This window comes from Micromonospora sp. C31, from assembly GCF_018070575.1.
Lineage (GTDB): Bacteria > Actinomycetota > Actinomycetes > Mycobacteriales > Micromonosporaceae > Micromonospora.
The window spans coordinates 73,492-90,509 of the sequence record NZ_JAGPXN010000004.1; the positions used below are offsets into that span (position 1 = coordinate 73,492).

The window sequence follows — 17,018 nt, forward strand, 5'->3', positions numbered from 1 at the left end:
CCAGCTCTCTCCCGTCCCTTTCGAGGAAGCGGCACTCCGATGGCCAACGAAGACAAGCTCCGCGACTACCTCAAGCGGGTCATGGCTGATCTCCACGACACCCGCCGCCGGCTCAGTGAGGCACAGTCCCAGGAACTGGAGCCGGTGGCGATCGTGGCGATGAGCTGCCGGTTGCCGGGCGGGGTGCGCAACCCCGACGACCTGTGGGAGCTGTTGCGGGACGGCCGGGACGCCGTCACCCCCTTCCCCGACGACCGGGGCTGGGACCTGGAGCGCCTCTACCACCCCGACCCCGACCACCCGGGCACCTCGTACGCCCGGGAGGGCGGGTTCGTCGACGGGGCCGGGGACTTCGACTCCGCCTTCTTCGGCATCTCGCCGCGGGAGGCGTTGACCATGGACCCCCAGCAGCGGTTGCTGCTGGAGACCTCCTGGGAGGCGGTCGAGGCCGCCGGGATCGACCCGGCCTCGCTGCGCGGCAGCCGGACCGGGGTGTTCGTCGGCACCAACGGGCAGGACTACGGCACCCTGCTGATGGTGTCGCCGGACGGCGACGAGGGGCACTCGATGACCGGGGGCGCGGCGGCCGTCGCGTCGGGCCGGGTGTCGTACACCCTCGGGCTGGAGGGGCCGGCCGTCTCCATCGACACGGCCTGCTCGTCGTCGCTGGTGGCGCTGCACCTCGCGGTGCAGGCGCTGCGGGCGGGGGAGTGCGACCTGGCGCTGGCCGGCGGCGTGACCGTCATGGCCACCCCGGGCCTCTACATCGGGTCGAGCCGGCAGCGCGCCCTCTCCACGGACGGGCGGTGCCGGTCGTTCGCCGCCAGCGCCGACGGGGCCGGGTTCTCCGAGGGCGTCGGCTGGTTGCTGGTCGAGCGGCTGTCGGACGCCCGCCGCAACGGCCACCGCGTCCTCGCGGTGGTGCGCGGCTCCGCCGTCAACCAGGACGGCGCGTCGAACGGGCTGACCGCGCCGAACGGGCCGGCGCAGCAGCGGGTGATCAGCCAGGCCCTCGCCTCCGCCCGGCTGTCCACCGCCGACGTCGACGTCGTGGAGGCGCACGGCACCGGCACCAAGCTGGGCGACCCGATCGAGGCGCAGGCGCTCATCGCCACGTACGGGCAGGACCGGGGGGAGGCCCCGCCGCTGCTGCTCGGCTCGGTCAAGTCGAACATCGGCCACGCCCAGGCCGCCGCGGGCGTGGCCGGCGTGATCAAGTTGGTGCTCGCCATCCGGCACGGCCTCGTCCCGGCGACGCTGCACGTCGACGCGCCGTCCCCGCACATCGACTGGACGGCCGGCGCGGTGGAACTGGCCACCGAGGCACGACCGTGGCCCGAGACGGGCCGGGTACGGCGGGGCGCCGTCTCCTCGTTCGGCATCTCCGGCACCAACGCACACGTGATCATCGAGCAGCCGGAGGAGCCGGCCGAGGGCCGTCCGGCCGACTCCGCCCCCGGGCTGGTCGCCGCCGACGCGCTCCTCTGGCCGGTCTCGGCCCGCTCGAAGGCCGCCCTGGCCGGGCAGGCCGGCCGGATCGCGTCGTACCTGCGCGGGCGGGAGGGCACCGACCCGGCGGCGGTGGGCTGGTCCCTGGCGGCCACCCGGTCGACGTTCGACCACCGGGCCGCCGTGGTCGCGTCGACCGCCGAGGAGCTGCTGGCCGGGCTGGACGCGGTCGCGGCCGGTCTGCCGGCCGGAAACGTGTACACCGCCGTGGCGTCGAGCCCCGGCGCGGGCCCGGTCTTCGTCTTCCCCGGTCAGGGCGCCCAGTCGGCGCGGATGGCCGCCGGTCTGGTGGGTCGGACGCCGGTGTTCGACGCGAAGCTGGCCGAGTGCCAGCGGGCCCTGGCGCCGTACCTGGACGTGGACCTGGTGTCGGTGCTCACCGGCGACGACGAGTCGTGGCTGGAGCGGGTCGAGGTCGTGCAGCCGGTGCTGTGGGCCGTCGGCATCGCCCTCGCCGCCGTGTGGCAGCACGCCGGGGTCACCCCGCAGGCGGTGATCGGTCACTCGCAGGGTGAGATCGGCGCCGCGTGCGTCGCCGGCATCCTGTCCCTGCAGGACGCGGCGAAGGCCGTGGCCCTGCGCTCGCGTGCCCTGACGGTGCTGCGGGGCACCGGCACCATGGCGTCGGTCGACCTCTCCGCCGACGCGGTCGCCGAGCGGCTGCCGGCCTTCCCGGGCGTCGGGGTGGCGGCGGTCAACGGCCCGGCCACCGTCGTGGTGTCCGGCCCGCCGCAGCACGTCGCCGACCTGGTGCAGGCGTGCCAGGCCGAGGGGGTCCGGGCGCGGTTGATCCCCGTGGACTACGCGTCGCACTCGCCGGCGGTGCAGGAGGTCGCCGAGCAGCTCCGCGCGGACCTGGCCGACGTGACGCCGCAGGCCGGTCACACCCGGCTCGTCTCCACCCTCACCGGCGACTGGGTCGACCCCACCGCCATGGGCGCGGACTACTGGTACGACAACCTGCGCCGCACGGTGCTCTTCGACGCGGCCGTACGGGTGGCGGTCGCCGCCGGGCACACCACGTTCATCGAGATCAGCCCCCACCCCGTGCTGACGATGCCGGTCACGGCGATCCTCGACGACACCGGCGTCACCGGCCACACCCTGGGCAGCCTGCGCCGCGACGACGACGACGCGACCCGGCTGCTGACCAACCTCGCCACCGCGCACGCCATCGGCCTGCCCGTCGACCTGACGAAGGTGCTTCCCGCCGCGCCCACCGTCGACCTGCCCACGTACGCCTTCGACCACCACCGGTACTGGCCCGCGCCGCCGGTCTTCCTCGCCGCGCCCGACGACGCCCCGGACATCGACCGGTGGCGCTACCGGGTCACCTGGCAGGCCGTGCCCGACCTGCCGCTGACCTGGCTCGCCGGCACCTGGCTCGTCCCGGTGCCCGCGGCGCTGGGCGACGACGCCCTGGTCACCGACGTGCTGTCGGCGCTCGGCAACTTCGGCGCGGACGTCGTGCCCGTGGAGCTCGACGCCACCGACGACCCGGCCACGCTGGCCGAACGGCTGGGCGCCGCGCTCGCCGGCCCGGACGCCCCCGTCGCCGTGCTCTCGCTGCTGGGCCTGGACGAACGCGCGCACCCGGAGCACCCCGCGACCTCCCTGGCAGCCTCGGGCACCGCCCTGCTGGTGCAGGCGCTCGGGCTGCTCGGCGTCGAGGCGCCGCTGTGGTGCGCGACCCGGGGAGCCGTCGCGGTCAGCGCCGACGACCCGGCGCCGCACCCCGTCGCCGCATCCGTCTGGGGGCTCGGTCGCGCCGTCGCCCTCGAACACCCCGCCCGCTGGGGCGGCCTGCTCGACCTGCCGGACACCCTCGACGCGCAGACCGGCGCCCTGCTCTGCGCGGCGCTCGGCGCCAGCGGCGGTGACGACCAGTTCGGCGACGGCGACGGCGCGGACGAGTCCGGCGGCGAGGACCAACTCGCCGTGCGCGACTCCGGGGTGTACGTGCGCCGCCTCGCCCGGATCGCCGACCCCGAGACCACCGCCTCCGACGACACGTGGCGGATGCGCGGCACCGTGCTGATCACCGGCGGCACCGGCGGGCTGGGCGGGCACCTGGCCCGGTGGGCGGCCCGCTCCGGCGCCGCGCACGTCCTGCTGGCCAGCCGGCGCGGCCCGGACGCCCCGGGCGCCGCCGAACTGGAGGCGGAGCTGACCGACCTCGGCGTACGGGTCACCGTGGCCCGCTGCGACGTCGCCGACCGGGCCCAGGTGGCCGACCTGCTCGCCACCGTCCCCGCCGACGCCCCGGTGAGCGCCGTGCTGCACACCGCCGCCGTCCTGGACGACGGGATCGTCGACACCGCCACCCCGCAGCGCCTGCACACCGTCGCCGCGCCCAAGTGCGCCGCCGCGCTGCACCTGGACGAGCTGACCCGGGACCTCGACCTGGACGCCTTCGTGCTCTTCTCCTCGGTCGCCGGCACCACCGGCAACGCCGGGCAGGGCGCGTACGGGGCGGCGAACGCGTTCCTCGACGCCCTCGCCGAGCGGCGCCGGGCCGAGGGCCGACCGGCCCTCTCGGTGGCCTGGGGCGCCTGGCGCGGGGCCGGCCTGCCCGCCGACAACGAACGCGCCCAGCAGCGGCTGCGCCGGGGCGGCATGATCGGCATGGACCCGGAGCTGGCCGTCGAGGCCCTCGTCCGGGCGCTGCGACGCGACGAGACCACCACCGTCATCGCCGACATCGACTGGGCCCGCTTCGCCCCCGCGTTCACCCTGGTGCGGCCCAGCCCGCTCATCGGCGACCTCGCCGAGGTACGCGAGGCGACGCGGCCGGTCCCGCAGGAGACCGCCGAGGAGGAGACGGACGTACCGTCGGCCCTGGCGCGGCGGCTCGCCGGGCTCGCCCCGGCGGAGCGTGCCGCGACGCTGCTGGAGCTGGTCCGCCAGTGCGCGGCGACCGCGCTCGGCTACGGCGCCGCCGACGACATCCCGGCCACCCTGCCCTTCCGCGACCTCGGCCTGGACTCGCTGACCGCCGTGGACATGCGCAACTTCCTGGCCACCGCCACCGACCTGCGGCTGCCCGCGACGCTCGCCTTCGACTACCCGAACCCGACGGTGCTCGCCGCGCACCTCGACGAGCTGCTCACCGGTGCCGCCCCCGACGTGGCCACCCCCGCCCCCGCCGCCACGGCCGACGACGACGACCCGATCGCCATCGTGGCGATGAGCTGCCGCCTGCCCGGCGGGGCGGACACCCCGGAGCAGCTGTGGCAGCTCCTCGCCGCCGGCGGCGACGCCATCGGCGAGTTCCCCACCGACCGGGGCTGGGACCTCGACCGGCTCTTCGACTCCGACCCGGAGAAGGAAGGCACCAGCTACGCCCGCGAGGGCGGCTTCGTCGCCGGGGCCGCCGACTTCGACGCCGGGTTCTTCGGCATCAGCCCCCGCGAGGCCCTGGCCATGGACCCGCAGCAGCGGTTGCTGCTGGAGGCGTCCTGGGAGGCGATCGAGCGGGCCGGCATCGACCCGCACGCGCTGCGCGGCAGCCCCACCGGCGTCTTCGTCGGCACCAACTACCAGGACTACCGCAACCTGATGTTCAGCGCCGAGGGCGCCGAGGGGCACCTGATGACCGGCAACGCCGGCAGCGTGCTCTCCGGCCGGGTGTCGTACACCCTCGGGCTGGAGGGGCCCGCCGTCTCGGTGGACACCGCCTGCTCGTCGTCGCTGGTCGCGCTGCACTGGGCCTGCCAGGCGCTGCGCCGCTCGGAGTGCTCCCTCGCCCTCGTCGGCGGCGTCACCGTCATGTCCACCCCCGGCGTGTTCGTCGGCTTCAGCCGGCAGCGCGGGCTCGCCCCGGACAGCCGGGTCAAGGCGTTCGCCTCCGCCGCCGACGGCACCAGCTGGGGCGAGGGCCTCGGCCTGCTGCTCGTCGAGCGGCTCTCCGACGCCCGCCGCAACGGCCACCCCGTGCTCGCGGTGATCCGGGGCAGCGCCGTCAACCAGGACGGCGCGTCCAACGGCCTCACCGCGCCGAACGGGCCGTCGCAGCAGCGGGTGATCCGGCAGGCGCTCGCCAACGCCGGCCTGCACCCCGCCGACGTGGACGCCGTCGAGGCGCACGGCACCGGCACCAAGCTCGGCGACCCGATCGAGGCCCAGGCCCTGCTCGCCACGTACGGCCGGGAACGCCCCGACGACCAGCCGCTCTGGCTCGGCTCGATCAAGTCCAACATCGGGCACACGCAGGCCGCCGCCGGCGTCGCCGGGATCATCAAGATGGTGCTGGCGCTGCGGCACGGCTACCTGCCGCAGACCCTGCACGTCGACGAGCCGACCGACCAGGTGGACTGGAGCGTCGGCGCCGTCGAGCTGCTCGGCGAGGGCCGCCCGTGGCCCGTCACCGGCCACCCGCGCCGCGCCGCCGTCTCCTCGTTCGGCATCAGCGGCACCAACGCGCACACCATCCTGGAGCAGGCCCCGGAGCCGTCCGTCGTGGAGCAGCCGGCGGGGGATCCGGCCCTGTTGCCGGTGGTGCCGGTGCTGCTGTCGGGCCGTACCGCGGCCGCGCTGGCCGCCCAGGCGGACCGGTGGGCCGAGCAGCTCACCGGGCTGGAGGCCCCGCGCACCGTCGACGTCGGCTGGTCGTCGGTGATCTCCCGGGCCACCCTGGAGCACCGGGCCGTCGTCCTGGCCACCGACCGGATCGCGCTGGGCGCCGGGCTGCGCACCCTCGGCGTCGGCGAGGACTCGCCGCTGGTGGTCACCGGCGCGGCCGTGTCCCGGCCGAAGGTGGCGTACCTGTTCTCCGGGCAGGGGGCCCAGCGGGCCGGGATGGGTCGCGAGCTGGCCGAGGCGTTCCCGGTCTTCGCCGCCGCCCTGGACGAGGCCTGCGCCGCCCTCGACGCGCACCTGCCCCGCCCCCTGAAGCCGCTGCTCCTCGCCGAGCCCGACACCCCCGAGGCCGACTCGCTGGACCGCACCGAGTTCACCCAGCCGGCGCTCTTCGCCGTGGAGGTGGCGCTGTTCCGGCTGCTGGAGGCGTGGGGCGTGCGGCCCGACGCCGTCGCCGGGCACTCCATCGGCGAGTTCGCCGCGGCGCACGCCGCCGGGGTGCTCTCCCTGGCCGACGCCGCCGAGCTGGTCGCCGCCCGGGGCCGGCTGATGCAGGCGTTGCCGGCCGGCGGGGCGATGCTCGCCATCGCCGCCACCGAGGCCGAGGTGACCGCCGCGCTCGGCGACCGCGCCGAGCGGGTCTCCGTCGCCGCCGTCAACGGTCCCGCCGCCGTCGTGGTGTCCGGGGCCGGCGACGCCGTCGAGGAACTGGCCGCCGAGTGGACCGCCCGGGGCGTACGGATCCGGCGGCTCACGGTCAGCCACGCGTTCCACAGCCCGCTGATGGACCCGGTGCTCGACGACCTCGCAGCCGTCGCCGGTCGGCTGCGCTACGCGCCCCCGACCATTCCGATGATCTCCACCGTCACCGGCGCGCCGGTCGACGTCGCGGAGATCGGCACGCCCGACTACTGGGTGCGCCACGCCCGTGACGCCGTCCGCTTCGCCGACGCCGTCGTGGCGCTGCGGGAGCGCAACGTCACCGGCTACGTCGAGATCGGCCCGGACGGCGTGCTCACCGCCCTCGCCCAGACCGTCCTGACCGGAGGCGCCCCGGCCGGAGGGCGGGCCCCGCTGGTCGTGCCCGCCCTGCGCCGGGACCGCTCCGAGCCGACCACCCTGCTGCGGGCGGTCGCCGCGCTGCACACCCATGGCGTCTCCCCGGACTGGTCCGCCCTCTACGCGGGCACCGGCGCGCAGCGGGTCGACCTGCCCACCTACACGTTCGACCGGCAGCGGTACTGGCCGGAGCCGCCACCCTGGGCGAGCCTCGCCGCCGAGGACGAGCACACCGACGTCGAGCGCCGCTTCTGGGCGGCCGTCGAGGCCGAGGACCTCGAGTCGCTGGCGCGCGACCTGGACGTGCACCGCGACCAGCCGTTCGGCACCGTGCTGCCGGCCCTGTCCGCGTGGCGGCGGCGCGGCCGGGAACGGGCCCTCGTGGACGGCAGCCGTTACCGGGTCGTCTGGGAGCCCATCGCGGAGACCCCGCAGGAGCAGGACCCGGGCCGCTGGCTGGTGCTGCTGCCCGCCGACCGGGCGGACGACCCCGACCTGCACTCCTGCACCTGGGCCCTGGGCGCCGAGGTGACCACCGTGCCCGTCGACACCGCCGCCGACCCCGACGAGCTGTGCGGCGGATTCGCCGACGTGCTCACCGAGGCGCTCGGCGCGGGCGAGGGGCAGCTGTCGATCCTGTCCTTCCTCGGCCTGGACGACGCCCCGCACGCCGAGCACCCGGCGCTGCCCCGCGGCCTCGCCGCGACCGTGCACCTGCTCCAGCAACTCGTCGACCTCGACGCCCCGGCCCGGCTCTGGTGCGTCACCCAGGGCGCCGTCGGGGTGGACGACGGCGACGTCCCGGCCAACCCCCGGCAGGCGATGCTGTGGGGCCTGGGTCGGGTGGCGGCGCTGGAGCAGCCGACCCGCTGGGCCGGGCTGGTCGACCTGCCCACCGACCTCGAGCCCTGGACGGCGATGCGGCTCGGCGGCATCCTCACCGGTGGCGGCGTGGAGGACCAGCTCGCCGTCCGTGAGTCCGGGGTGCTGGTGCGGCGGCTCGTACCGGCCGCCACCGAAGGGGAACCCGCGCCGTGGCAGCCCCGGGGCACGGTGCTGATCACCGGCGGCACCGGCGCGCTCGGCGGGCACGTGGCCCGCTGGGTGGCCGGCGCCGGCGCGCAACGGGTGGTGCTGACCAGCCGGCGGGGCACCGACACCCCGGGCGCCGCCGAACTGCTCGCCGAGCTGACCGGTCTCGGCGTGGACTGCCGGGTCGCCCGCTGCGACGCCGCCGACCGGAGCGCCGTGGCCGAGCTGCTGGCCGACCTGCGGCGGGAGGGGCCGCCGCTGCGCGCGGTGGTGCACGCCGCGGGGGTCAGCGAGGTGGTGCCGCTGGCCGACACCACCCTGGAGGACCTGGCGTACGTCATCGCCCCGAAGCTGTCCGGCGCCGAGCACCTCGACGAACTGCTCGACGACACCGAACTGGACGCGTTCGTGCTCTTCTCGTCCATCGCGGCGGTGTGGGGCAGCGGCGGGCAGGGCGCGTACGCGGCCGGCAACGCCTACCTGGACGCGCTCGCCGAGCGTCGGCGCGGCCGGGGCCTGCCGGCCACGTCCGTCGCATGGGGCCCGTGGACCGAGTCGGGCATGTACACCGAGGGCGCGGCGGAGCAGCTACGTCGCCGCGGCCTGGGGGTCATGCCGCCGGGCGTGGCGATGGCCGGACTGCGGCACGCCCTGGCCGCCGGCGACACCTGCGTCACCGTCGCCGACGTCGACTGGGCCACCTTCCAGCCGCTGTTCACCTCGCTGCGGCCCAGCCCGCTGCTGGCGGAGCTGCCGGCCGTACGGGAGCTGGACGCCGCCCCCGCCCAGGCGGTGGACGCGTCCGCGCCGGTCGCCCGGGACCTGCTCGCCGGGTTGCGGGCGCTGTCCGGCGACGAACGGCGGGCCGCGCTGCTGGAGATGGTGCGGGTCGACGCGGCGAAGGTGCTCGGCCACCCCTCCGGCGACGTGATCGAGACCGACCGGGGCTTCCTGGACCTCGGCTTCGACTCGCTCACCGCCGTGGAGCTGCGCAACCTGCTCAGCGCGGCGACCGGGCACGACCTGCCCACCACGGTCGTCTTCGACTACCCGACCCCGGCCGGCCTGGCCGACCACCTGTACGAGGAGCTGTTCGCGGCCGGCGACGGGGACGGCGACGGCGACGAGGAGTCGGTCCGCCGGGCCCTCGCCGCGATCCCGCTGGACCAGCTGCGGCAGGCGGGACTGCTCGACCAACTGCTCCAGCTGGCCCGCACGAGCGCCGGTCCGCCGGCCGTGCCGCCCGCCGCCCCGGCCGCGTCGCCCGCGCCCGAGGAACAGATCCGCGAACTCGACGTCGCCGGCCTGGTGCGGATGGCCCTGGAAGGTTCCGACTCGTGACCCGGCCGGCCCTGAGGAGCCCCCGATGAGTGTCTCACTGGACGAGGTCGTCGGCGCGCTGCGCGCGTCCCTGCTCGACAACCAGAAGCTCAAGCAGCAGAACCAGCAGCTCACCGCCGCGCTCAGCGAGCCGGTGGCGATCATCGGCATGAGCTGCCGGTTCCCCGGCGGCGTCGGGTCACCGGAGCAGTTGTGGGACCTGGTCGCCGCCGGCACCGACGCGATGTCGGCGTTTCCCGACGACCGGGGCTGGAACCTGGACGCGCTCTACAACCCCGACCCCGACCCCGACAGCCGGGGCACGTCGTACGTGCGGGAGGGCGGGTTCCTCTACTCCGCCGGGGACTTCGACCCCGCCTTCTTCGGCATCAGCCCCCGCGAGGCGCTCGCCATGGATCCGCAGCAGCGGCTGCTGCTGGAGACCGCCTGGGAGGCGTTCGAACGGGCCGGCATCGACCCCACCACGCTGCGCGGCGCGTCCACCGGCGTGTACGCGGCGACCAGCAGCCAGGGTGACTACGCCGCGCTGCTCACCGGGGTCACCGGCGGCGTCGAGGGCTACCTCGGCACCGGCAGCGCCGCCGCCGTGGCCAGCGGCCGGATCTCGTACGCCCTGGGCCTGGAGGGGCCGGCGGTCACCGTGGACACCGCCTGCAGCTCGTCCCTGGTCGCGCTGCACCTCGCCTGCCAGGCCCTGCGGCTGGGCGAGTGCACCATGGCGCTGGTCGGCGGGGTGTCGGTGATGGCCACCCCGACGGTCTTCGTGGAGTTCTCGCGGCAGCGTGGCCTGTCCACCGACGGCCGGTGCAAGTCGTTCGCCGCCGCCGCCGACGGCACCGGCTGGTCCGAGGGGGCCGGCATGCTGCTGGTCGAGCGGCTCTCCGACGCCCGCCGCAACGGCCACCCCGTCCTCGCCGTGGTCCGCGGCAGCGCCGTCAACCAGGACGGGGCGAGCAGCGGGCTGACCGCCCCGAACGGCCCGTCGCAGCGTCGGGTGATCCGGCAGGCACTGACCAACGCGGGGCTGACCGCCGAGCAGGTGGACGTCGTCGAGGCGCACGGCACCGGCACCACCCTCGGCGACCCGATCGAGGCGCAGGCGCTGCTGGCCACGTACGGCAGGGAGCGCCCCGCCGACCGGCCGCTGTGGCTGGGGTCGGTCAAGTCGAACATCGGGCACACCCAGGCGGCGGCGGGCGTCGCCGGGGTGATGAAGATGGTCCTCGCGATGCGGCACGGGGTGCTGCCGCCCACCCTGCACGTGGACGAGCCCACCCCGCACGTCGACTGGAACAGCGGGGCGGTGTCCCTGCTGACCGGGTCGCAGCCGTGGCCGGAGAGCGGGCAGCCGCGCCGGGCCGGGGTCTCCGCGTTCGGGATCAGCGGCACCAACGCGCACGTCATCATCGAGCAGGCCACCGGGGCGGACACCGACGACGCCCGGCCGGCCGGTACGCCCGCCCCGCCGGCCCCCTGGATCGTCTCCGCCCGGTCCGCGCCGGCCCTGGCCGGGCAGGCCCGACGGCTGCTGGAGCACCTCGCCGCCCAGCCCGGGCTGGCGCCGGCCGACGTGGCGTACTCACTGGTCACCACCAGGGCGGCGCTGCCGCACCGGGCCGCGGTGATCGGCGACGACCTCGACGGGCTGCTGGCGGGCCTGCGCGCGGTCGCCGAGGACCGCAAGGCTCCCGGTGTGGTGCGTGGAGTGGCCCGTCCGGCCGGCAAGGTGGCGTTCCTCTTCACCGGCCAGGGCGCCCAGCGCCTCGGCATGGGCGCCGAGCTGCACCGCCGGTTCCCGGTGTTCGCCGCCGCCTTCGACGAGGTGGCCGGGGAGCTGGACCGGCACCTGGGCCGGCCGCTGCGGGAGGTGGTCTTCGCCGGGGCCGACTCGCCCGACGCGGCGCTGCTGGACCGCACCGAGTTCACCCAGCCGGCGCTGTTCGCCTACGAGGTCGCCGCCTACCGGCTGGTCACCGCGTGGGGGCTGCGCCCGCAGTTCCTGCTCGGGCACTCGGTCGGCGAGCTGGCCGCCGCGCACGTCGCCGGCGTGCTGTCGCTGGCCGACGCGGCGGCCCTGGTGGCCGCCCGGGGTCGACTGATGCAGCAGTTGCCGGCCGGCGGGGCGATGCTGGCGGTACGGGCGTCCGAGGCCGAGGTGCTCCCGCTGCTCGACGAGCGGGTGGCGCTGGCCGCCGTGAACGGTCCCCGGTCGGTGGTGCTCTCCGGTGACGAGGAAGCCGTGCTCGCCGCCGGCGCACGCCTCGCCGCCCAGGGCCGGCGGTCCCGCCGGCTGCGGGTCAGCCACGCGTTCCACTCCGCCCGCATGGACGGCATGCTGGCCGACTTCCGGGTCGTCGCGGAGAAGGTCACCTGGCGTCCGCCGACCCTGCCGGTCGTCTCCGACCGCACCGGCGAGCCGCTCACCGCCGCCCAGGCCACCGATCCGGGCTACTGGGTCGACCACGTCCGGGACACCGTCCGCTTCCACGACGGGGTCGCCACCCTGGCCGCCGCCGGCGTGGCGACCTTCCTGGAGCTCGGCCCCGACGGCGCCCTGACCGCGCTGGCCCGCGAGTGCCTGCCCGACGTCGAGCCGGCGGCGTTCGTGCCGCTCGGCCGTCGGGACCAGCCGGAGCCGGCCACCCTGCTCGCCGCGCTCGCCGCCGTCGACCTGCGCGGAGCCGGGGTGCACTGGCCGGCGCTCTTCGCCGGCAGCGACGCCGCCCGCGTCGAGCTGCCCACCTACGCCTTCCACCACGAGCGCTACTGGCCGGACCCGCCCACCGTCGACCTCATCCAACCCGCCGCCGGGGGCGACGACGAGGAGTTCTGGGCCGCCGTGGCGGCGGGCCGGCCGGCCGAGCTGGCGGCGACGCTCGGCCTCGGCGCCGACCAGCAGGAGGCGCTCGCCGAGCTGCTGCCCGCCCTCGCGTCCTACCGGGACCGGCGGCGTCGCGGATCCGAGCTCGACGGCCTGCGCTACCGCGCCGACTGGGCCCGCGTCGCCGCGCCCGCCGCAGGGACCGCGCCGGCCGGCGAGTGCCTGGTGGTGGCCGGGGCCGGCATCGACGCCGCCGCCGTACTGGCCGCACTGCGCGCCGAGCGCCTGGACCCGGTGCTCGTGACCGTGGGCGATCCGGACGAGATCGCCGAGGCGCTGCCCACCGGCGGCACCCCGGCGGTCGTGGTCTCGCTGCTGGCGGCGGGGGAGCCGGCCGGGGCCACCGGGACCGCCGCGCTGGCCGCGACCGCCGCGCTCGTGCGGGCCCTCGGCGCCGCCGGGAGCAGCGCGCCGGTGTGGACGGTGACCCGGGGCGCGGTGGCCGTCGACGCGGACGACCCCGCGCCTGGCGTCGCCGGCGCGTACCTCTGGGGTCTGGGTCGGGTGCTGGCGTTGGAACAGCCGCGCCTGTGGGGCGGGCTGGTGGACCTGCCGGCGGAGCCGGACGACGCCGCGCTCGCCGTGCTCGCCCGGCTCGTCGCGGCCGGCGGCGACGAGGACCAGCTCGCGGTGCGCTCCGCCGGGGTGTACGCGCGGCGGCTGTCGCGCGCCCCGGCCGGCGCCGCCGACGCGGACTGGCGGCCCCGGGGCGCGGTCGTGGTGCACGGGGCCGCGGCGGTGCGCACCCCGCACCTGCTGCGGTGGCTCGCCGACCGGGGCTCGACCCACCTCGTCGTCGTCGGTTCCGTGCCGCCCGCCGACCTGGGCCGCGACGTCGCCGTCACCGCCGTCGACGACCTCGACGGGCTGCCCGAGGCGCTGGACCGGCTGGCCGCCGCCGGCACCGAGGTCCGCACCGTCCTGCACGTCGCCGACTCCGACGGGGCCGGCGACCCGGTCGCGGCGCTGGACCCGCGCGACCTGGCCCACGCCGTGGCCGCCAGCACCGCAGCCGTGCACCTGCTCGACCGGGCCTGCGCCGACCGGCCGATCGACGAGTTCGTCGTGTTCACCTCCACCGCCGCGGTCTGGGGCAGCGGGGGAGCGGCCGTCGCCGCCGCCGCCGGTGCCGGGCTCGAGGCGCTGGCCGCCGGCCGCCGCGCCGCCGGCCGTCCGGCCACCGTCGTCGCGTGGGTGCCCTGGGCGGACGAGGTCACCGACCCGGCGCCGCTGCGCCGCCGGGGGGTCCGCCCACTGCCCACCGCGCTGGCTCTGTCCGCGCTGGAGCAGGCCCTGGGCCGCCGCGACGACCAGCTCGCGCTCGCCGACCTCGACTGGCCGGCGTTCGTGCCGGCCTTCACGGCCGTACGGCCGAGTCCGCTGCTGCGCGGCGTGCCGGAGGCGGCGGTCGCCACCGACCGGGACGCCGGACCCGGTGGTGCGGCGAGCGACCCCGCCCGGGCGCTGCGTGACCGACTGGCCGGCACCCCCGCCGGCGATCGGCACCGGATCCTGCTGGACCTGGTGCGGGCGCGGGTGGCCACGGTGCTCGGGCACACCTCGCCCGGGGCGGTCGAGGCCGACCGGGACTTCCTGGAACTCGGCTTCGACTCGCTGACCGCGCTGGAACTGCGGGACGCGCTGCGCCAGGAGACCGGGGCGGAACTGTCGGCGACCCTGCTGTTCGACCATCCCACCCCTACGGCGCTGGCCCGCCACCTGCTCGGTCAGCTGATCGGCGGAGACGCCGCCGGGGACCCGGCGGACGCCGCCGGGGGACCGGCCCCGGAGAGCGCCGGCGGTGGACTGCTCGGCGGGCTGTTCAACCAGCCGAAGGCGCGCGAGGACCCCGCCGGGTACGCCGAACTCCTGGTCAAGCTCGCCCAGTTCCGGCCCAGCTTCAGCGAACCGGCGCAGCTCACCCGCCCGGCCGGCATCCTCCGGCTGGCGCAGGGGGGTGCCGGTGCGCAGCTGGTGTGCTGCTGCACCATGTCGTTGCTCTCCGGGGCCCACGAGTACGCCCGGCTCGCCTCCGGCTTCCGGGGCGTACGCGACGTGTGGGCCCTGCCCAACCCCGGCTTCGGCGTGGGCGAGGAGCTTCCCGCCGACCTCGACGCCCTGCTGCGGGTGCACGCCGACACGGTGCTGCGCGCCGTCGGCGCCGGCCCGTTCGTGCTGGCCGGGCACTCGGGCGGCGCGATGGTGGCCAACCTGCTCGCCGGCGAGCTGGAGCGCCAGGGCCGGACGCCGGACGCGGTGGTGCTGATGGACACCTACCCGGCGAACAGCGAGGTGCTCGGCGGGTGGGTGCCGCAGCTGCTCGACGGGATGATCGACCGGGACAGCGCGTACACGCCGATGGACGACTGGCGGACGACCGCGTGGGCCGGCTACCTGCCCCTCTTCCTGGACTGGCAGCCGGTCGAGATGGCGGCGCCGACCCTGCTGGTGCGGGCCAGCGAGCCGTTGGGGGAGTGGGACGGCGAACAGGACGGCTGGCGGTCCCGTTGGCCCTATCCCCACGAGGCGGTGGACGCGGTCGGTGACCACTTCAGCATGGTCGCCGACCGGGGGCCGGAACTCGCCGGCACGGTGCAGCGGTGGCTGACCGGGCGGGGCCTGTGACTGGCGCCTCCCCTGGTGTGCCCCTAGCGCCCCCCTATCGGCACACGTACATCTATCGGACCGACGTTTCAGGACGGAGCATGACGACGTGGACGAGGCAGTGGTGGTCACGGAGCTGGTCAAGCGGTACCAGCCCAACATGCCACCGGCGGTGGACGGACTGAGTTTCTCCGTCGGCGCCGGTGAGGTCTTCGGCCTGCTCGGGCCGAACGGCGCCGGCAAGACGACGACGATCGGGGTGCTGACCACACGGGTGCGGGCCACCTCGGGCCGGGCCCAGGTGTGCGGCGCCGACGTGATCGGCGCGCCCGCCGTCGCCCGGCAGCTGCTGGCGGTCGTACCGCAGCGGGTGAACCTCGACCGGGCGCTGAGCGTCCGGCAGAACCTGCTGTTCCACGCGGCGTACCACCGCGTGCCCCGGGCGGAGCGCATCCGGCGGGCGGACGAGCTGCTGGACCAGATGGGGCTCAAGGACTTCGCGAACCACCGTACCGACTTCCTGTCCGGCGGCCTCGCCCAGCGCACGATGATCGCCCGCGCGCTGATGCACTCGCCCCGGGTGCTCTTCCTCGACGAGCCGTCCGCGGGCCTCGACCCGCAGTCCCGGCTCTTCGTGCACGACCGCATCGCCGAGCTGAAGCGGTCCGGGGTGACCGTGGTGATCACCACGCACGACATGGACGAGGCGGAGAAGCTCTGCGACCGCGTCGGCATCGTCGACCACGGCAAGCTGCTCACGTTGGACACTCCGGCCGCGCTGACCCGTACGCTGCCGGGCAGCAGCACCCTGACCCTCGTGGTGACCCCCGGCGCCTCCGCCGACGAGGTGCGGGCCGCGCTCGACGCGATCCCGGACGTGGAGCAGGTGGAGCACTTCCAGGCGAGCGCCCCGGCGCCCGTCGCCGCGCCGGCGTTCCCCGGCATGCCGGCGATGCCGATGCCCGCGCCGACCCCCGACGCGCCCGCCGATCCGGACGCCCCGCTCTCGTTCCGGGTCTACACCAGCGGTCAGCCGGCCAACGCCATCCCGATGGCGATGAAGGTCCTCGCCGACCTGGGCTGCGAGGTCCGTGACCTGAACATCGGCCAGCCCAGCCTGGAAGATGTCTTCATCCACCTGACCGGAAGGGAACTTCGGTGAGCGTCGCCGCCCCCGCCCCCCCGTCCGCGCCCTCGACGGCCGCGGCGCCGCCGCCGGTGAGCGCGCTGGACCAGTTCGCCACGTTCCGCGCGGTGCTCTCGCGGGACCTGTTCGTCACCGGCCGGGAGCTGGTCGGCTTCCTGCTCCAGGTCTTCATCCAGCCGCTGTTCATGCTGCTGATCTTCGGCAAGGTGCTCAGCGACCTGGGCTACGCCAGCGACGACTTCAGCAACGTGCTGCTGCCCGGCGTCATCGCGCTGAACGCCTTCCTGATCGGGCTGGAGAACACCGCGCTGCCGATGATGATGGACTTCTCCTTCACCCGGGAGATCGAGGACCGCCTCCTGGCGCCCATGGCGATCCCGCTGGTGGCCCTGGAGAAGATCGTGTTCGGCGGCATCCGTGGCCTGATCGCCGGCGTGGTGCTGATCCCGGTCGGCATGCTCATGCTCGGTGTCACCTGGCCCTGGGCGGTCGTGCTCAAGGTGATCGGGGTGTTGGCGATCGGCGCCCTGGTCGGTGCGGCGGTCGGCCTCGCCTTCGGCACGCTGGTGCCGACGCAGCACATCCAGATCATGTTCACCGTGGTGATGACCCCGATCATGTTCACCGGCGCGACCCAGTTCCCGCTGCTCGGCCTGGACTCGCTGCGCTGGTACCAGGTGATCTGCTCGCTGAACCCGCTCACCTACATCAGCGAGGGGACCCGGTCGCTCGTCGGTCCGCCGGGGGTCGAGTCGCTGCCGCTCTGGCTGTGCATGTGCGTTCTCGCCGGGGTCTTCGTGGTGTTCTCGATGATCGGCATGCGGGGCTTCATGCGCCGCGCCATGGACTGATCAGCCAGGCTCCGAC

General features: G+C 75.9%; 3 protein-coding genes and 1 pseudogene. All 4 read left to right on the forward strand.

The window, feature by feature from the left end:
* Nucleotides 1-39: 39 nt before the first annotated feature.
* The 4 genes and pseudogenes from KBX06_RS07980 to KBX06_RS07995 all read left to right on the forward strand — a co-directional run bounded on the left by KBX06_RS07980 (nucleotide 40) and on the right by KBX06_RS07995 (nucleotide 17,002).
* Nucleotides 40-9,519, forward strand: coding sequence for a type I polyketide synthase (locus KBX06_RS07980; protein WP_210833594.1), 9,480 nt, complete (start codon nucleotides 40-42; stop codon nucleotides 9,517-9,519).
* A gap of 25 nt (nucleotides 9,520-9,544) precedes the next feature.
* Nucleotides 9,545-15,025 (forward strand): annotated as a pseudogene (locus tag KBX06_RS28325) (type I polyketide synthase); the annotation flags it as partial.
* 88 nt (nucleotides 15,026-15,113) lie between these two features.
* Nucleotides 15,114-16,166: an ABC transporter ATP-binding protein gene (locus KBX06_RS07990; RefSeq protein WP_210833596.1), complete on the forward strand. Its 1,053-nt coding sequence runs from the start codon at nucleotides 15,114-15,116 to the stop codon at nucleotides 16,164-16,166.
* The gene (locus tag KBX06_RS07995; protein ID WP_210833597.1) at nucleotides 16,163-17,002 is read left to right on the forward strand and encodes an ABC transporter permease; all 840 of its coding nucleotides are present in this window, start codon (nucleotides 16,163-16,165) and stop codon (nucleotides 17,000-17,002) included. The genes KBX06_RS07990 and KBX06_RS07995 overlap by 4 nt, the downstream gene beginning before the upstream one ends.
* The last annotated feature ends 16 nt before the right edge of the window (nucleotides 17,003-17,018 follow it).